The 18694-nt window shown below is 36.1% G+C and carries 13 protein-coding genes and 3 pseudogenes; 6 read left to right on the top strand and 10 right to left on the bottom strand.

Going from position 1 to position 18694, the window contains the following annotated elements:
* The first annotated feature begins 96 nt into the window (after nucleotides 1–96).
* The 3 genes and pseudogenes from proB to EHR_RS13975 all read left to right on the top strand — a co-directional run bounded on the left by proB (nucleotide 97) and on the right by EHR_RS13975 (nucleotide 2591).
* Complete coding sequence (proB, locus tag EHR_RS05015; RefSeq protein WP_010720640.1) at nucleotides 97–903, top strand: glutamate 5-kinase; 807 nt, start codon at nucleotides 97–99, stop codon at nucleotides 901–903.
* Nucleotides 900–2144 (top strand): glutamate-5-semialdehyde dehydrogenase, encoded by a 1245-nt coding sequence (locus EHR_RS05010; RefSeq protein ID WP_010737261.1) that lies wholly within the window; start codon nucleotides 900–902, stop codon nucleotides 2142–2144. Before proB ends, EHR_RS05010 begins: the two co-directional genes overlap by 4 nt.
* 103 nt (nucleotides 2145–2247) lie before the next feature.
* Nucleotides 2248–2591: pseudogene (locus EHR_RS13975) on the top strand (hypothetical protein).
* Between the two features lie 88 nt (nucleotides 2592–2679).
* Here EHR_RS13975 and EHR_RS05000 read toward each other — a convergent pair.
* Together EHR_RS05000 and EHR_RS04995 are read right to left on the bottom strand one after the other, a co-directional pair.
* Nucleotides 2680–2996, bottom strand: a pseudogene (locus EHR_RS05000) (hypothetical protein).
* 261 nt (nucleotides 2997–3257) lie between these two features.
* Nucleotides 3258–4472 (bottom strand): annotated as a pseudogene (locus EHR_RS04995) (MFS transporter).
* A gap of 112 nt (nucleotides 4473–4584) precedes the next feature.
* Between EHR_RS04995 and EHR_RS04990 the strand changes: the two are divergent.
* Nucleotides 4585–5100: a PadR family transcriptional regulator gene (locus tag EHR_RS04990; RefSeq protein ID WP_010720645.1), complete on the top strand. Its 516-nt coding sequence runs from the start codon at nucleotides 4585–4587 to the stop codon at nucleotides 5098–5100.
* A 153-nt stretch (nucleotides 5101–5253) separates the two neighbouring features.
* On the opposite strand, the gene EHR_RS04985 is transcribed toward EHR_RS04990, so the two are convergent.
* On the bottom strand, nucleotides 5254–5694 hold the full coding sequence (locus EHR_RS04985; RefSeq protein WP_010737257.1) for a DUF2798 domain-containing protein: 441 nt from the start codon (nucleotides 5692–5694) through the stop codon (nucleotides 5254–5256).
* A 444-nt stretch (nucleotides 5695–6138) separates the two neighbouring features.
* On the bottom strand, nucleotides 6139–6987 hold the full coding sequence (locus EHR_RS04980; protein ID WP_010737256.1) for an SDR family oxidoreductase: 849 nt from the start codon (nucleotides 6985–6987) through the stop codon (nucleotides 6139–6141).
* A 127-nt stretch (nucleotides 6988–7114) separates the two neighbouring features.
* Here EHR_RS04980 and EHR_RS04975 point away from each other — a divergent pair, with 127 nt between their 5' ends.
* Together EHR_RS04975 and EHR_RS04970 are read left to right on the top strand one after the other, a co-directional pair.
* Nucleotides 7115–7582: an Rrf2 family transcriptional regulator gene (locus EHR_RS04975; protein ID WP_010737255.1), complete on the top strand. Its 468-nt coding sequence runs from the start codon at nucleotides 7115–7117 to the stop codon at nucleotides 7580–7582.
* 156 nt (nucleotides 7583–7738) lie between these two features.
* Entirely contained in the window at nucleotides 7739–9121 is a 1383-nt protein-coding gene (locus EHR_RS04970) for an SWIM zinc finger family protein (protein ID WP_014834404.1), read from the top strand.
* 196 nt (nucleotides 9122–9317) lie between these two features.
* Here EHR_RS04970 and essC read toward each other — a convergent pair whose 3' ends face one another.
* The 6 genes from essC to EHR_RS04940 form a co-directional block, all read right to left on the bottom strand.
* Entirely contained in the window at nucleotides 9318–13487 is a 4170-nt protein-coding gene (essC, locus tag EHR_RS04965; RefSeq protein WP_241653077.1) for a type VII secretion protein EssC, read from the bottom strand.
* 214 nt (nucleotides 13488–13701) lie between these two features.
* Complete coding sequence (gene essB / locus EHR_RS04960) at nucleotides 13702–14874, bottom strand: type VII secretion protein EssB (RefSeq protein ID WP_010737252.1); 1173 nt, start codon at nucleotides 14872–14874, stop codon at nucleotides 13702–13704.
* Entirely contained in the window at nucleotides 14875–15150 is a 276-nt protein-coding gene (locus tag EHR_RS04955; protein ID WP_010720653.1) for an EsaB/YukD family protein, read from the bottom strand.
* A 151-nt stretch (nucleotides 15151–15301) separates the two neighbouring features.
* Nucleotides 15302–15595 (bottom strand): WXG100 family type VII secretion target, encoded by a 294-nt coding sequence (locus EHR_RS04950; RefSeq protein WP_010737251.1) that lies wholly within the window; start codon nucleotides 15593–15595, stop codon nucleotides 15302–15304.
* A 260-nt stretch (nucleotides 15596–15855) separates the two neighbouring features.
* On the bottom strand, nucleotides 15856–16725 hold the full coding sequence (locus tag EHR_RS04945; RefSeq protein ID WP_010737250.1) for a phytoene/squalene synthase family protein: 870 nt from the start codon (nucleotides 16723–16725) through the stop codon (nucleotides 15856–15858).
* Complete coding sequence (locus EHR_RS04940) at nucleotides 16712–18202, bottom strand: phytoene desaturase family protein (protein WP_010737249.1); 1491 nt, start codon at nucleotides 18200–18202, stop codon at nucleotides 16712–16714. The genes EHR_RS04945 and EHR_RS04940 overlap by 14 nt, the downstream gene beginning before the upstream one ends.
* Between the last annotated feature and the right edge of the window lie 492 nt (nucleotides 18203–18694).

Raw genomic sequence — 18694 nt, 5'->3', positions numbered from 1 at the left:
CTGCTGTCATAAAAAATAAATTTTATACATGACTTTATGGTGTAAAACAAGTAGAATAGAACGAAATCAAAACGTGTATTTAGTTAGAGGTGTCACATGCGAAAAGAAGTTACAAAAGCCAAACGAATTGTTATTAAAGTGGGAACGAGTACTTTAATCTATCCCAATGGAAACATCAACCTCGCTGCGATTGATCAGCTTGCCTTTGTCTTGTCTGATCTTCGGAATCAAGGGAAAGAAGTCGTATTAGTTTCATCCGGCGCTGTTGGTGTCGGGATGCACAAAATGAATCAAGCTACACGCCCCACAACGATCCCGGAACAACAAGCAATTGCTGCGATCGGACAGGCAGAATTGATGAACATTTATAATCAACGTTTCAGTGTTTACAATCAGCAAACAGCTCAGATCCTCGTTACTCGGGATGTGATCGATTTTCCTCAAAGTCGAGTCAATGTGATCAACACACTTGAACAGTTATTAGCAATGGGAACCATCCCGATCGTTAATGAAAATGATACTGTAGCAGTCGATGAACTTGAACATACAACGAAATTTGGTGATAATGATCAACTATCTGCGATCGTTACAAAATTGATCACAGCAGATTTATTAATTGTTTTATCTGATATTGACGGATTTTATTCCGCCGATCCTTCAAAAAATCCAGACGCAAAGATGTATCAAACCGTTTCGGTCATTGACGAGTGTTTAATGGCACAAGCGGGTGGTGCTGGCAGCACCTTTGGAACAGGAGGAATGTCTAGTAAGTTACAAGCAGCATTACGTATTTTTGAAGCCAACAGTACAATGATCCTGGCAAACGGAAAAAATCCTACCATTATCTTCGATCTTTTAGCCGGTAAAGAACTTGGAACCTTATTTAAGGAGGAACACGTATGACTGATTTAAATCAACTTGGAAAAAATGCAAAACAAAGCGCCCAAACTCTTGCTTTGATGAGTACAGAACAGAAAAATGACCTTCTCAAACAGATGGCATTGATGCTCAAAAAAAATCAAGGAGCGATACTTGAAGCCAATCAGAAAGATTTAGAGCAAGCAACCGAAAATCAGATGAGCGAAACGATGCTTGACCGCTTACGCTTAACGCCTGAGCGTATCCATGATATGGCTGAAGAAATCAGTAAAATCGCTTCATTAGAGGATCCAATTGGAAAAGTAGAACAAATGTGGAAGAATGCTGATGGGTTACTGATTGGAAAAAAACGTGTCCCACTTGGTGTCATCGGAATCATTTATGAATCTAGACCGAATGTGACGACTGATGCAGCCAGCTTGGCTTTTAAATCAGGAAATGCCGTTATTCTTAGAGGCGGAAAGGAAGCTTTCTTTTCCAATCAATTATTAGTGAAGCTTCTGCAACAAACGTTAACTGATGCTGGCCTGTCTCCTTACGCTGTTCAATTTGTGGACGATACATCTCATGAAACGGCTGCTGAATTAATGAAATTAACAGAGTACTTAGATGTGTTGATTCCTCGAGGCGGCGCAAATTTGATCAGAAGAGTGAAGGAACAAGCCACAGTCCCAATCATTGAGACTGGCACTGGTAACAATCATATTTATATCGATAAAGATGCTCAGTTGACCATGGCAACGAATATCATCGTCAATGCAAAAGCTTCTCGTCCATCTGTTTGTAATGCTGCAGAAACATTGTTGATCCATTCAGAGATCGCCCCTTTCTTTTTACCTGTTATTGAAAAAGCATTAGTAGATCATGGGGTTTCTCTACGTGCAGATACGCGTGCCATGGAATATTTAGAAACTGCAACCCTTGCAGAAAAAGCTGATTGGGATACGGAATATCTAGACTATATTCTGGCTGTGAAAGTCGTTGATTCTTTAGATGAAGCGATCGACCATATCAATCGCCATAATACAAAACATTCTGAAGCCATCGTTACGGATAGTTACCAAGCAAGCCAACGTTTCTTGAACGAAGTGGACGCCGCTGCGGTTTATGTGAATGCCTCAACTCGTTTTACTGACGGAGCTGTTTTTGGTTTTGGTGCTGAAATCGGTATTTCTACTCAGAAATTACATGCTCGAGGTCCGATGGGATTGAATGAACTGACCTCTACGAAATATATCATTTACGGCGAAGGTCAAATCCGCTAAAATGTTTCACACGAAACATTTTAGTCTTCACAATAAAAATATGACAAAATTTTTCTTTATTTTTTGATTCTTGAAAAGTTTTTTAGTTAGAAAGGTTACTTTTATGTTCGAAATTTTCACGATATTTTTAGTATACTTGATTTCTTTAAACATCGCTGCCTTTATAGGAGTGATGATTTTAGCCACTTTTTTCCAAATAAAAAAAGAAATTTTAATCCCACTCAGGAAAAATGGCAAGTTTATCTTCAAAAAATTGGTCCTAAAGGCATTGTTCAAAGGCTACATGTTAGTTATATGCTCGCTTTAGGCATTTTAGCTGTGATCAATTACAATCTAGCGTTCCACCATTCGATTGCTTATACGATCACTTTATTGATTGCCGGAATTTTCCATTTGTCTTTCAAATATCAATTAAACAAAAACAACTTACCCAAGCGCTTTAACTAGAATGCCTCATAACTACAATGAGTGAAATAAGCTATTATCGACTAAAAGAAACGCATTAAGCGTAATTTTAAGTCGATAATAGCTTATTTTAGCCAAGATGATCTTCATTATCGTTAGAAAAAATGGCAAACCCATCGAATGTCTCACCATCATAATATCTTAACAATTCTTCTGTCGACAGATTCATTGTTTTTCTTTTTCTATTTCCATATCTGTAAGTAGTTGTTCACGATAGGCTTGATACATACTCGCTAGTTTCTGGTGCATGATTTTTCGAGATTCTCCTGTCGCATTGATTACAGGCAGCTCTTTTAGATAACCACCATAAACGGGTCGATCATCCACCAACTCGATGGGAAGTTCAACCAACGTGATACCTACTTCTTTGAAATATTCTTCAATCATCGCTTTTCCTCACTTTTTACTGGCTGTGTCTTATTCTCATCATAACATGATTTATGACAAAAACAGTGTATTCATTGACCTTTTTCGTTGAAACACATGTTAAAAATAAACCCTCTCACGATACCAGTTACCAGAACTGTAGATCGAACGTCACAAATAACAGAAAAAAACCTTGAAACACAGTATGTGAAATTCAAGGTTTTATTGATTCATCATTAACTATTTTTTTCGGTTTTTATTCTTTCTTTCAAAACCTCATTTTTATTGATCTTCATCTGTTACAAAATAATTTTGATGATGAATAATACAAAAGACACTAATTACGACAATGATCGCAGCAAAATAAAAAGCATAACTTTCACCTAGTTTTTCGCCAATGATCCCTGCAATAAATGGCGCTAATGCCCCACCAAAGAAACGAACAAAGCTATAACTTGAAGAAGCCACATTTCTTGGTAAACCTGGTATCTCCATAGCAATCGTTGTCAATAATGTATTGATGATCCCTTGGAAAAAACCTGAAAGTACAATGCTGATTGGCACTAAAATTTGGATAGTTGAACCGGCACCTAGTAACGCCAAACAAATAATAAAGAAAACAAACGCTGCTAAAATCGTTCAGTAAGTAGTGAATTTTTGTTCTAGTACTGGTGCGACAAAAATCGAAGCAATTGCTAATAAAACGCCCCAACCAAAGAAAACAAAACCGACCTCTAACTCACTATACCCCACTAATAAGAATGGTGCATAGGCAAGTAACGTAAAGAAACCAAAATTATATAATAAGGCAATCAGACCAACGGAACGCAATTTGTGATTACTTAACGCCTTGACCCCTTCCCAAAAACCAACCTTCCTTTGTGGTTTTCCTGCCTCTGGAAGAAGGATCGCCAATGCTAAAAAGCCAATAAACATCAACGTAGCTACTCCATAAAAAGGATACCGCCACGAGCCACTTCCTAGTATGCCGCCAACTAATGGTCCAACAGCCATCCCACAGCCTAGTGCTGCTTCATACATCATAATAGCTTTTTCAGTGTTACCCACTAAAATACTTACAATAGTCGCAAGTGCTGTTGAAACAAATAAAGCATTCCCTACACCCCAACCAGCACGCAATCCGATCAATGTACCAATATCATTGGACAATCCACCTAAGCCAGCAAATACAACAATAATGACCAAACCTGCCATCAATGTTTTTTTCAAACCAATTCGACTCGATAAAAAACCTGTAAACAACATCACTACTCCCGTTACCAACATGTAGCTCGTAAATAATAATGTCGTTTGGGCAGGTGTTGCATCTAATTGAGCAGCAATCGTTTTTAAAATGGGATCTACTAAGCCAACTCCCATAAACGCAAACATACAAGTTGCAGCGACTACTAACGCTGAATTCTTTCCTTTACTTTGTTCCTGTCCTTTCTCTGTTAGTTCTTCTTTGATTTCTATTTGATTCTCCAAATTCCCCATTCCTTTCTCTACCTAGCATCATACATGATTTATTTTACATGTCAATATGCACATATAAAAACAAAAATAAAAAATATGCTATAATAAGAGAAAACCAGTCAGGAGGTATCGTATGAATACTTTAGCCTATATCTTATTATGCGTTCTTTTGTCTAAACCTCGTTCCGGTTATGAACTAAAACAATTAATCACCATTTTCTGGGAAGCTCACCACAGTCAGATTTACACGACACTGGCTAAATTAGACCAGAAAGGTTATATTTCTGTCCTGGAAATCGAAGAACATTCGCAGAAAAAAATTTATACCCTTACCAATGAAGGAAAAGCGATCGTAGAAGAATGGATCAAAGAAGAGACCCCTGCTCCTACTCAAAAAGATGAATTTTTAGCCAAACTGTACGCTTTTTCTACCTTAGATAAAACAACAGCGACGGGTCTTTTATTTACAAGAGAACAACAATTAAACAAAATCATGCAAAAAAACCAAGCAAAACTAGCAGATCTTTCAGTAAATAAAAAAGAGGAATTTGGACGTTATGTCGTTATTCAACGAAGAATTTTACTTTGCCAGCAAGAACTACAATGGTGTACACAGGTTCGTGAAATGATGCAAACATTTTTTGATTAATTGTTCTTAAAAAAAAGAGCATGTGACTGAAGTAGCTCATTCAAAAAATAAACGAAACTTCCTAATAAGCGTGTACGCAATTTTAGGCAAGTTCTTTTATCTCTTGATGCTAAACAAGTCGCATCCTCTTTTTTTATAATCTAAAAGATCTTTTTAGTTTTGGATCGTGCTTAATACCAATCGAGAGATAGGACCTACGATTAGTAATTGCAAAGGCAATGCAACAATCACATTCATTTTCCATGCGGTAAGGTACGCTGAAAATAGTTGGTCAGGTATTCCCTGCTCAATCACAACACCAAACAACGACATACAGGTAACCATTCCTAGGACCATCAGACAAGAAATCGTTACGATCATTTGAAATTTACTTTCTGAATTTACTGGCAACTTGAAAGCTATTTTTTTCGCAATCACACCAACAATAAAGACATCTAAAATAAAAGCCACGATGAATCCTGGAACTAAACCAATCAATAGATTTGAAAAATATAAATCCCCATGAAGCCAGAGATTATACACACTCATTCCTAAGACCATGAGAAAACACATTAGTGATGTAAAAATAATTCCTTCTTTTTTGTTTGTAGGCAACTATACCACTCCTTTAAATTTGTCACGAAAAGTATCGTAGCATATTTCTCATTTTCTCGTAAGTGTTTTTTTTATTACATTCAAAAAAGTCAATCTTCTACTTATCACTTAAATGCAAAAAAAGAGCCTGATCCCAGACTCTTTAAATAGGTGTGAAAACGAATAAACAGTGTTCAACCAGCTACTCTTTGAAATAAGTCCGAATTTTTCAAAACCAAAAAACTGGTTCCAAAAAATCTTTCTTAAGGTTATCAGAGCTAAACGATGCTTCACGACCTTTTGTTCACGGTTTTCACTGACTAAACTTTCAGCAATAAACTCAATAAGAAACAGTAAGCAGGTAAGTGTCAACCGTAAAAACCTTATTTTTATACTTCTTGTCACTTGTGAGAATTTACCCTTGTTTTATAAAATTAAAAACGTTGTCTCAACCGCTTTTTACAACTATTGATTCAACAATTCTTCTAGTCCATCTTTTAAAGAGACAAGTGGATGTCCCAAAGCTTGTTCAAAATCTTTTGAGGAAACATCGAGTTGATTATTCTTGATATCTTTTTGAATAGCTGCAAACATTTGTGCAGCAGATTCAGGATAACCAGCCTCCTCTAAATTTTTGATGAACTCATGGTCATTGGTAGCCACGATATCAATAGGTTTGCCTGTCACTTCTTTTAATTCTTTAGCTAGTTCTTCATACGTGATCGGTTGACCCGATAATTCAAGAACTTCTGGAAAGTTCAAGTTTGCTAGTGCTTTTGCTGCAACTTCGGCATATTCTCGTTTTAATGCCCAGCCAGTTTTGCCTTCACCTGCTGAATAAATAAAGCGCCCATTCTTTAAGGCAAGTTCAATGAGTGGCCATTCATTTTCTAAGTACCAATTATTACGTAAAAAAGTATGTGCGATTCCAGAATCAGCAATTACTTTCTCTGTAAACTGATGATCTGGCGCTAGAATACTGGTCGAGTGATCGGCATCAGCAAAACTAGTATAAGCAATGTAAGAAACACCAGTTGCTTTTGCGGCCTTCACAACATTTTCATGCTCAGCTTGCCGATTACCAGGTGCACCAGACACAAACAACAAGCGATCAATTCCCTGTAAGGCATTTTTCATAGAAGAATAATCAGCATAATCTCCGAAACGGACATTCCAACCCTTTTCTTCAAGTGTTTTCCCCTTTTCTTCATTCCGCGCCAACACATAGATATTTTCCTGAGGAACGAGCTGTTTTAAGTACTCCATAGCATAGTTACCAAAACCACCAGTTGCTCCAGTAATGAGATAATTCATTCTAACCACTCCTTTTTTCACGTTGATAAATTTTTTAAATAGAACCTGTACATTTTTAAGTTACACCATTATCTTAAAGAGTATGTTAAAATAAGTCAAGAATAAACGTCGAAAGGAATGGGATAGTATGAAATATTCTTTACAATTGAGCGATGCGATCCACATCTTAGCCTACATAGCAATTTTTCAAGATAGCGATATGTTATCTAGTGAGATGATTGCGAAAAGTATTGAAACCAGTGCAGCTAATGTCCGTAAAATCATGAGCCGACTAAAAAAAGCGAATTTGATTATTACGCAAGTCGGAAAAGCTGCACCTTCTTTAGCTCGTTCTCCTGAAAAAATTTCACTTTTAGATATTTATAAAAGTATTGAAGGAAATACTAATCTCATTCAAGTGGATCCGAAAACAAACCCAAATTGTATCGTTGGTGCGAATATTCAAGAAACATTGACGGCAAGCTATACCCAACTCCAAGCAAAAGTAGAGGAAGAAATGTCACATATCACGTTAGACTCTTTGCTACACAAAATTGCTGTATTAGAAATTGAAAAACGCCCTCACAATCACGAAAGAATAAAAAAATTTCTTTAAACAACAATTGGTAATTATTTTACTATAAAAAATATACCTAAAAATAGCCATTTATATTAAAATTAAATAACTTACGTATCAACAAAAAAATACTGTTTTTCATCCATTTATCCGTTAAACTTATTAAGTAAGAATTAATATAAAGGAGGAGATTAGGTGAACAACTGGAAAGAATATTTTTTAGAAACTACAATAGATTTAGGATACTCCTATTTTATTGGGGAACAGGTAAAAAACTTTAAGGTTAAGCAAAAACAGATTACTGCCAACATTACTAGTAATGAAAACTATCATGCAATCATTGACCTCGTTGACCACTTTTATTTAGAAAAAATGGTTTGTAGCTGCCCCTGCTTATCGAACGATCATTGTCCCCATTTAGTAGCCGTTTTATTCGAATACAATAAATACTTACAAAAGAAAGATGCAAATAACAGCGCATATTTGGTTTCCTACGCGGAAGATTCACAAATCCGTCCTTTTTTAAAGATGATTTTAAAGGAAAATGACCACTTAGCAAAACGTTTTCAACAATATATTTATTCAGATGCTTCTTTTGATATCAATAAATATCAAGCATACTATGAGAAACAATCTGCTTCCTCGTTGAAGAAAGAACCCGCAGACAAAAAAAGAGGATTGAAAAAAAAGAAACAAATTTTATCTGTTAAACAAATGGAGTACTTAAACTATTCCAAGCAAAAAATTCAACATACTATCCAAGAAAACTGGCACTCCCCTACTATCAGGACACAATATGTTAATTACTTACTTAAAAACAGAATATACAAAGAAGCAGAAAAAGTACTACAGGAGAGTCTGCTTTTGGATCGTCAATCTCCTGATCTCGTTCAACTTCATCGTTATTCTCTAAAAAAACTCTATTATAAATTAGGAAAAAAAGAAGAATACATAAATCAAGTTTTTAAGTTATTGATTGAGAATGATGCATTAGATATGAATCTAGTTCACCAATTGAAAAAAACTTGTTCAAAAGACGAATGGATATCGTTGCGAAACCGTTTGTTCCAAGAATTACATAATCATCAAGACATTGGCTTACTTTATTCACAGGAAAAATGCTATGATCTATTATTGAATCGTGTGTTAGAGACCTCTGGAATCAAAGAAGCTAATCGTTATTTCAATATTTTAAAAAAACAGACTCCCGAAGCACTATTACAGAAATATGAATATGAATTGCGGAAAATAGCCCACACTATGACTACTCGGAATCATTATCATAAACTGGTGAGATATATTGAAGAAATGGCTACTTTACCAAACAGCATGATCTCGGTTCAATTGTTGATCAAAGAATTAAAAGAAAAATACCCGCGAAAAAAAGCAATGATCCAAGAATTAAAATTACTCGAAAAAAAATGTAACTATTTATTATGCCAACGTTATTTACGAGTGATCCTGAGTTTTTTGCCAAAGACAGAAAAAAATGCTTTAAACTTCAATAATAAGAAGAAGTTTTCAAAAAAATTACCGTTAAGAGTCTGGGACAAAAAAGGACTTCCCAGACTCTTTTAGGTGTAAAAATGAATAAATGGTGAGCATACCTTCTTGCCAAATAGACATTCCAGAATTAATTCCTCGAAATCGCATGAATTTTCGAACACTTGAGAAGCTATTACAAAAAATTCTTCCTTCTGTTGTTGGAGCTAACCCATGCACCCGTGCCCTCTTGTTCGGGTACATTATTTTTAGTGCGGTATCATTTTTACCCTCACTCTTCTTCGACAGGAACTACTATGATTTCCAACTTTCCATCCTTTAAACTGTAAAAACTATTTTTATTATTTGGGTTATTTTCTCTTGTAAATGTGAAATCATCAACAAATCCTTGAGTTTGGAGACTCCCATCAAAAAGGATCTGAGAAACATTTTCTTTTACTATTTGAGTCATTCCACCATAAAAGTTGCCAGTTTTCGCTAACAGATCAATAAAAATGAATTGAAAACACGAATTTCCTCTATTTAATAACTTGCCCACTTCTCCCGAGAATAACCCCATTTCTTCCACGAAATCAGCCAGTCCATTAAGAACCACGATTTTTCTCGTTTTTGGCGTGAACCACAGTTCATCCCAGAAATGAGTAAATTTCTCACTTCGTTTTGCGACATCATGCAAGCTAAAATACGAAGTCACTTCGTTTTTTATTTGCTCCAATGTTCCAGAAACATCGATTAAAATAACATTTTCTTCCACATCCATCATTTGTGATAGCCACCATGAAAACATCCTCTGCAATTGTACATTGGAAGTAAAAAATAAACCTAGCTGCTTTCCAAGAAAAAATGCAAATGATTCCACCTCAACTGTTTGCTTATTCAAACCTAGATACACCAAGTCTTTTTCTTTATTGCGCACAAACTGACTGAAAAGTTTTGGCGTTAACCGTTCGGGCACCATCAGGATTTTTTCAGGACGTTTTCCTACCCAGTCTTGATCTATATTTGTTATTTCTTCTGCCATTTTTTCGAATATTTCTGATTCATTTTGACCATTAGTGGGTAAATAAAATTGTAATATCGTTGGTCGGTCAAGCATCACTTGCCCTCTTCCTTTAATAGGCAACGCAACAATCGCTTCTCTTCCCAGCACTTGTTTGATTTCACTTTCATCATGTAAATACATAAACAGCTTTGTTGCAAATTGACTCATCATATTTAGGCGAATACTCCCGACACGATTTGCAGATAGAATAAGATAAATCCCTAAACTTGCACCATCTCTTAGTAAATGCACGATTGTTTCATCGATGGAATCTTTTCGTTTATCCTCTATCCCCAAACTCTCGTAGCTATCTAATATAATAAAAATGATCGGTAATTGGATGCTCGTTTTTTCTTGGTATTGGTAGAGATTTGTGGCACCCTTTTCTTTAAACAGTTGTTTTCTCTCCGCCAATGATCGATTGATTCTCACAAACATTTTTTGTCTTTTTTCTTCTTCTTCTAAAGTGACGATGTCAACGACATGTGGCAACTTCTTCAACGGTAAAAGGCCATTAGTACCAAAATCAACTAGATGAAACCATACTTGATTTGGAGTATTTTGTCTTGCAAGACTTAAAACAATTGTTTGTAATAACGTAGATTTTCCATATCCAGAACTAGCGAATACAACGGTATGACTACTTTTCTCGCAATCATAGTAATAATGACTTTGCTTTTGCTCATGAGGTACATCTAACAAGCCTATAGGAACCTTTAATGTATTCCGTTCATTTCCTTTAAAGATAGGCATTACTAACCACGTTGGTAATTCTGGTAACCAAGGTTGTGATGGTTGGCTGAATGTTGATTGTTGAAAAGTTTGTACAATCAACCTTCTGACTGCCTCATATTGCGTAACTATACTGCCCGCTGCTTTCCTCGAATCTTTTTCTGTAGGAGCAAAGAGGACTTCCTTTTGACCAAATTCATTCACAACAACGATCCGTTCATCTTCAAGAGATTGGTTTGGTGCGTAGGGTGCTTTTGTATAACCACTTTGGAACAATTCATAGACGTCATTTTCTCCTACCTTAAGATAACCCCTCCCTGGTCTTGACACATAAGCTGCATCTGTTGTTTGTAAAAGTTCCTTTGAGTCTTGAACACTTGCCATTTTCAATGCCACTTTACTTTTACTATTCGCCTCGATTTGGTCGTTGACTACTCCGGCTGGTTTTTGGGTAGCTAAAATTAAATGGACGCCAAGTGAACGACCAATCCGCGCTACTGAAGTCAGCTCCTCCAAAAATTCTGGCACATTGACTTTTAATTCGGCAAACTCATCGGATACTAGAAAAAGATGAGGCAGCGGCTGATCAGGGTACGCAGAAACGTTCCTTTGTTTTCGTTGTTTGTATAACTGCATATACTCATTGATGTTGTTTACTTCATAGGTCGCAAGTAACCTTTGTCGCTTTTCCAGCTCCGCTTTGATACTGATCAATGCACGGGACGTACCAACTCGGTCTAAATTAGTGATCGCACCCATAAAATGTGGCAACTTACTTACTGTTTGTGCGAGGCCGCCACCTTTCCAATCAATCACTAGAATCCCTACATCTTCAGGAGAAAAATTGATGGCTAATCCCACTAAATAAGTAATCAGAAATTCTGACTTCCCTGAACCAGTCGTGCCACCAATTAAAGCATGAGGTCCATGTGCCTGTTCATGGAGATCCCAGTAGATCCCCTGATTTTTTCTCTGCCAGCCGATCAATGAACGCAATGTCTTACTTGGCTCTGCGTTCAACCAGCGCTTAGAAATCATTAACTCCTCAACAGTCTGAACTTGATATTGCTCTAATAAATTGATTTTTTCTGGCAGATTTTGATTTTCAATTTCTTCATGGAATAAGTTAGCTAAGCGAAAAATTGCTTGTTCAAGTGGATAACTAGTTGGTAAACGATTAGGTGTAAATGGTTGATTAATGTGTTGTTCTTTATGATTGATCAACATAGCAATATCTTGACTTTGATACGCTATTAACGTCGTTACAGTTTCAGGCAACTGATCGATAGATTCCTTCGCCCAAATAACTACGACATCATACCGATTTAATTCTTCTGTTAAAAACTCACTGATTTCATGCTCCCACAAGCCTTCTTCTGTGATAATTGAAAAAACATAAGTTGGTTTAAAAGCTATCTTCTGATAATCAGCATGTTGTAGTTTTTGCTTCCTTTTAGAAAGGATCTTATAAAATGCACTTAAAACCAACTCTCGATTTTTTAAATTGAATAGGAGCCCTCTTTGTTTAAGTGGAAAGGATCGCAACGTATGATGTGGTAACCAACGCCAATTTTTCCATGTTTTTTCATATTCTTTTTCTTGAAGAAGAGTGATAAACTCAACCTCTTGGTAAGAGTGCAAGACAGAAATTTGAAATAGTAAAGATTGAAGAGCTTCCTGCAAAACATTCGATGGACCGACAAGCCCCACTGACTGAGTTGCTAATGAAATCGCAATAGGTGCGTTCTTTAATTTTTGATAAGGACGAATAAAATCGGATAGAATTTCATCGTTCCATTGATCCTCATCCAAATAAGAACTAACAATTTTAAAACTGGATGGACGTTCGCCTATTCCTAAGCAAACGGTTAAAAAATCTTTATCCTTTGGTCGACGTTCATAGATTCTTGGATGACATTCCTTTGTCATTCGTGCTAATTGATTATTAGAAGGATACATGTACTGTAAAACTTCTTTTTGTCTTTGCTGTAACCTGTTTAATTCAAAAGCTTTTTTGATTCTATATTGTTGGATAGTTATTTTTTGTTCACTTTTTTTTCGTTTTATTTTCTTTTTATTTAATAAATAATTGATAGTAGAGATACTGGACGTCAATAAATTAAGTCCATACATACCTAGTATCAGAAGCAGGTTTCGATTGCTAAAAAATAGAAACATTCCGCTTAAGATAAATATGCCTAAAGACGGGAGAACCAATTTAAAAAAGGATTGTTTCTCCTGAGCTGCTTCGTGTCTCGGTAATCGAACCTCCACTTGTACTTTTGGCTCTTCCAGATAGATTCTAGGGCTTCTTCTAAAAAAGGGGAAGTGCTTAGGATATTCAGGTATATAAGGGACTTCAGAAAGTACCCATGGATTTAATTGGATCGCTTGACCTAAACCGATGATCTGCCACTGCTTTTCCCGCCTTTCGATAATCCACTGATCCACTACGATCTGATCACCTACTTGGAAAGTAAATACACCTTTTGTTACAAGTTGCTGATTATAATAAACGGGTGCTTTACTAGGATATATACTCAATTGATAGTTATTATCCTGATAATCTATCGCAATCATTGCATCTGATTCAATCATCAAGGCAGAGGTTGTTGCACATGAAATATCAATCAATTGCTTCGGTGGATCGATCCACTTTCTCTGCAATGTTTCATGCTTTAATATCAGAAACCTCGGATCATCTTTGATCGAAGAGTCTGAAAAATTTATATGCTGTTTGATATAACAGATTTTTTTGCCGGCGATCACCAGCTCTTTATCATTTTGAGTAAATACTTCATGAATAAACATCTCCCCAAAATAAAAGAGATCAAAAAGGATGGAAAGACTGATATTCATCTGATTTTCGGTGCATAGTGTCTTATTTTGTGGGATTTTCAGATTTATTCTCTCCTGGCTTTTTGCTATATTGACTAATTTTTTCTTGATAGTTTTTTAGTAATTTTTGCTTTTTTTCACCACTCATTTGATCGTTCATTTTTACTGTCAGATATAACTTAGTATAGACATGCAAAAGATACTGCTCATCTCCAATGTTTTGAGCGATATCCAATGCCTGTTGGAGATTATTTCTGTCAATGTAAATCCAATAAAGCAAACGATTCTCACTTGACTCTTGAGATAATTGATTTAAAATAGCTGTTTTTTCTAATGAAGTTAAATGATCTAATTGAATGACACTAACAGCCACTATATATTTGATACTTTGAGAAAACAAACTGGGGGATACATCTGCTAAAGCCGTTAAAACACCTGCATAATCCTTGGCTATATATTTTGCTTGTGCATCCACGCTCCGTTCTATCTGTGGTAATTGATAAAACGCATAAATTCCTGTTAATAAAGCAAAAAGGATGGTTGACAAGCTGAATAAAAGGCTACCCCATTTAAAAATAAAGTAATTTTTCCTACTGACCACACGTAATTCTGTCGCTCGAATCTCCTTTTGTGTTTCGATTTGGTCGCTAATAATCTGATTGATTTCTGTTACATTTTTTGCTCCATGGAGCAATTTCGACAAGTCATCTGTTAATCCTTCACTTCCTCCATTTAAACTCTCATAACTCAAATTAGGATATAAGATAGCCAACACCAGTGCCCGATATTGCTTCAGAAAATCATTTTCAGTGACCGTATATGGAGCGATAACTTGCATAAACCCTCGATGTGCAAGAAAAATCTCTTCTCCAAACAGAAACAAATTATCGGGATGAAACAATGGTTGGATCGGTCCATTCATAAAATCACACAATTGATTGACTTTTTGGGCAAGCAATAATCGTTGGTAAAAATCTAATTTAATCAAAACCTGTGAGAAACACTTCATTTGATTTGTTTTTTTGTATTGAATGATTAATTTTTCTGTAGATAAATGGCTAACGTCACCTGCCAGTAAATTTCTTTTAGGTTTTAAAAAAAATGTATATTGTTCGATCTGATCCAGCGCATATTGATTCGCTTGTAGCTGAATTTCCACTCGTTCATCGGTTATTTTAATACCTTCTTTTTTAAATACATCCTTTTCGCTCTTCAATTACTTGTTGTCACCACCATTAAGGATACGTGGCTTGATTAACAGTTGGTCACCATGACTAATTGGATAATCTGATAAAAGAAATTCTTCATTCAATCGTATTGATTTATTTGTCACTTCTAAATCGAACGCAGCCGGTAGCACGATCGAAGAAACCTGAAGCGCGTTCACAAATAATTCCTTTAAGCGCCTAATGGTTATTTCCCTAGGTATTTGCAAGTCGATCGTTTGCTGTTCGATTTGCAAACAAATATCAATGACTATTCCCTGTTTCATTGAGTTACCCCTTTTTTCATGTATGGCTTATTTTTTACATTCAAAGTCAAGGAATCAAAACAAAAACCAAATGAAAATAGCTAAAAAACAACTGACATTTGCTGCTTTAATGGGTACAAGTCAAACGAAGATTGGTTTTTACTGATAAACGCTATAGCAACCCAAAATTCCGAGCATCTTGACGATCCCGTTCTGAGACGGTATTCGCATAGTTGTTGAGTTGCTCATAAATACTTTCAAATAATTGTGTCATTTGTTTAACGCTAACTTCTAACTGGTGATACTGATCAAGATATGCTTGAAAAGCTTGTCCTTTCCAATTATGTGCAATTTGCTGGTTCATCGTATTTACTTTTCGGATAGCCTCTTGTATTTGGAGCGCTGATTGCTGATAGATCTTCGCTTGTGATTTTAATTGATCAGGCGTAACTGCAATTGGTCCCATTCTTCCATCCTCCTAGCATTTAGTTGGTAAAACTATTACCTTGGTCATGAATAATATACGACAAGTTCTAAAATATTCCGCTAAATCTTTATTTTTATCTGAAAATTTTTCTCGCATAGAAAGACCTATGTAACAAAACAGTGATAAAAAGCCCGACAACCTTTTTGGTCTCGGGCTCATTGCTTTCAATTTTTTCAACTAATGATCGTTTGAAAACAACAATATTGAATTTATATTCGGTTCTTTAATAATCAGACGGTTCAATAGCTTTTGAGATAACTTTTGACCTCTTTTAAAAGCTGTACTTTTCGATAATGACTAACTTTATTCTTATTATCAAATAAAGAATAATGCTGTTTTCTCACGATATTTAATTGCTCACGATAAATAAACGCAGCACTGGCAAGTGCTTGACGACAATCTTCTGTAATAAGAGGAAACATTTCAAATGATTCTTCATATAAGTTTTCAGCCTGCTTAGCCAGTGATTCCCATAAAGCGACTAATTGTGTTTGGGCTTGCTTTTCTTTTAACATGGTAGTTGCCACCCCAAATCTAGTCATGTCTTCTTTTGTCAGGTAGATTCGCCCCATTTGATAATCTTCTCCAACATCTCGTAAAATATTCGTTAACTGCATCGCTTCTCCTAATTTTTTAGCTGGTACAACGATGTCAGCTGGGCGCTCAGTTAAAAGCGGAAGCAACATCAAACCTACACTACCTGCAACGTAATAACAATATTCTTCAAGATCTTTTCTTGTTTCTGGTTGCTTAAAATCAGCATCTTTTCGTTGACCAGTCAGCATATCAAAAAAAGGAGCGGTTACCATGGGGAAATTGTCAAAGACCACTGATAACGCACGCCAGACTGGATCGTTGGGAACCTTTCCCTCATTAAAATCTAGCAATTGCCGTTCTAACTGTCTCAATCCCGCTTGATTGTTGTCGCGATCAATCAAATCATCTGCACGTCGGCAAAACGCATACACGGCATAGACACTTTGAGCTTTTCGTTTAGGCAACTGTGAGAAAGCCAGGTAAAACGATTTTGAATTTTTCTTGATGATTGATTCACAATAGGCAAAATCTTTTTGGTATTCTTGAAAAGGATCATTGTTAATGGTTATCATCTCTCAACAGCTCCTCTACCGCTAATTTTGCGCTTTGCATAACAATTGGTACCCCTGCGCCAGGATGGGTACTACTCCCACAAAAATATAAATTTTCTGCTGCAGAAAATTTGTTATGCGGGCGGTAATAATTACTTTGTTTCAATGTCGGTTTTAAGCCAAAAGTCGCTCCATTATAAGCATTGAAACGTTCAGAAAAATCTTTGGGCGTGATCAATGTTTCGGATACGATATGCTCATCGATATCCTTAAAAATCGTCTTTTCTTTGAGCAATCGGATGATTTTTTGGCGATAGGCTTGCATCGTTTGTTCCGTCCACTTCTCATATTTTGACAATTCTGGCACTGGTACTAAGACATATAAGCCTTCCTGATCCTCAGGTGCAAGCGAATCATCCATCAATGACGGTCGGTACAAATAAAAAGATGGATCATCTGGTAACTTTCCTCGTTCAAAGAGATCATCAACATTTTGTTTAAAGTCTTCTGCAAAATAAATACTATGCAAGTGTTCCTCTGGGTATTTCTTGTCTAAGCCAAGATACATCAAAAAACAAGAACATGAATATTCAAATTTAGCGATTTTTTTATTTGTATACTTTCCCCGTTTTCTTTCATCAGGAATTAATTCCTTCATCGCATAAGGAAAATCAGCGCCACATACAATAGCATCAGCCATCACTTGTTCTTTCCCGATTCGGATCCCTTTAGCAATCTTATTGTCAATTAGGATTTCATCTACTGATGTTTCGTAAACGATCTTTCCACCTAACTCTTCAAACAATCGAGCCAATGAAGTCGCTAACGTATACATTCCACCTTCAATAAAATAAACACCATAAAATAATTCGATCATTGGAATAATCGTATATAAAGAGGGTCCTTGATAAGGCGATACCCCGATATAAAGTGTTTGAAAAGCCAATGATTTACGCAAACGGTCATCCTTCACAAATTTAGAAATAGACGTATACGCATCGCTGAATGTCCGCAAGCGGATCCCTGCCCATAATGATTTAGGATTATAAAAATCCCAAAAACCACGAAATGATTTCGTGATAAAGGCTTCTTTTGCGATCGTATATCGCTGATAGATATCTGCTAAAAATGCGAAATAACCTTGTGTATCTTCTGGCGAAATGTTTTCCAACGTCTTTGTCAATTCAATTAAATCATTGGAAAACTCGATTGGTTCCTCTTTGTTGAAATACAGTTTTAACATTGGATCAACTTTTTTCATTGAAATGTAGTCATCGGGGTCTTTCCCACAAAATTCAAATACTTCCCGATAAATTTCTGGCATCATCACAATCGTTGGCCCTAAATCAAAGGTAAATCCTGCCGTTTTGATTTGATTCATTTTCCCGCCAACTTGACGATCTTTTTCGTACAGTGTGACTTCATATCCTAGCTTTTGCAACCGAACTGCGGCACTTAATCCAGCTACTCCCGCCCCAATGACAATAATTTTTTTCATGGGATCACCTACTTACCTTTTTTATCACTTGATAAATTTAATGATAACGCAAAATTTATCAAGTGATAAACTAATATGCTCAAAGAGGTTGAGACAAAAGTGTTTAGCATCAAGAAATAAGAAGGAATTTCCGAAAATTGACAAGAAACACAAAAACTAGTTTTTGATGTTGATTGTTACCTACTTGGTGCTTCTCAAATTTTTGGTAAATTTCAGCTTATTTCCGAAGATGCTACTTTTGTCTCACCGTGAACAAGAGGTCGTGAAAAGAGGGTTTTGACCTGAGCGCTCACCAAGTAAAAACTGCGACGAGTAATCGCAGGAGCATTAAGGATGGAAATCTCGAAACAGCTTCCCATGTTTTGAGATTTTTTGACTTATCGCCGAAGGTCAGCTCTTTGAACACCGTGAATCAGAGGTCGTGAAAACATCGGGTAGCTCTGATGACAATAAGAAAGAATTTTTTGAAACAGCTCCTCATGTTTTAGAAAA

This window comes from Enterococcus hirae ATCC 9790 (assembly GCF_000271405.2).
Taxonomy (GTDB): domain Bacteria; phylum Bacillota; class Bacilli; order Lactobacillales; family Enterococcaceae; genus Enterococcus_B; species Enterococcus_B hirae.
This window is presented reverse-complemented; position numbering and strand designations above follow the sequence as displayed.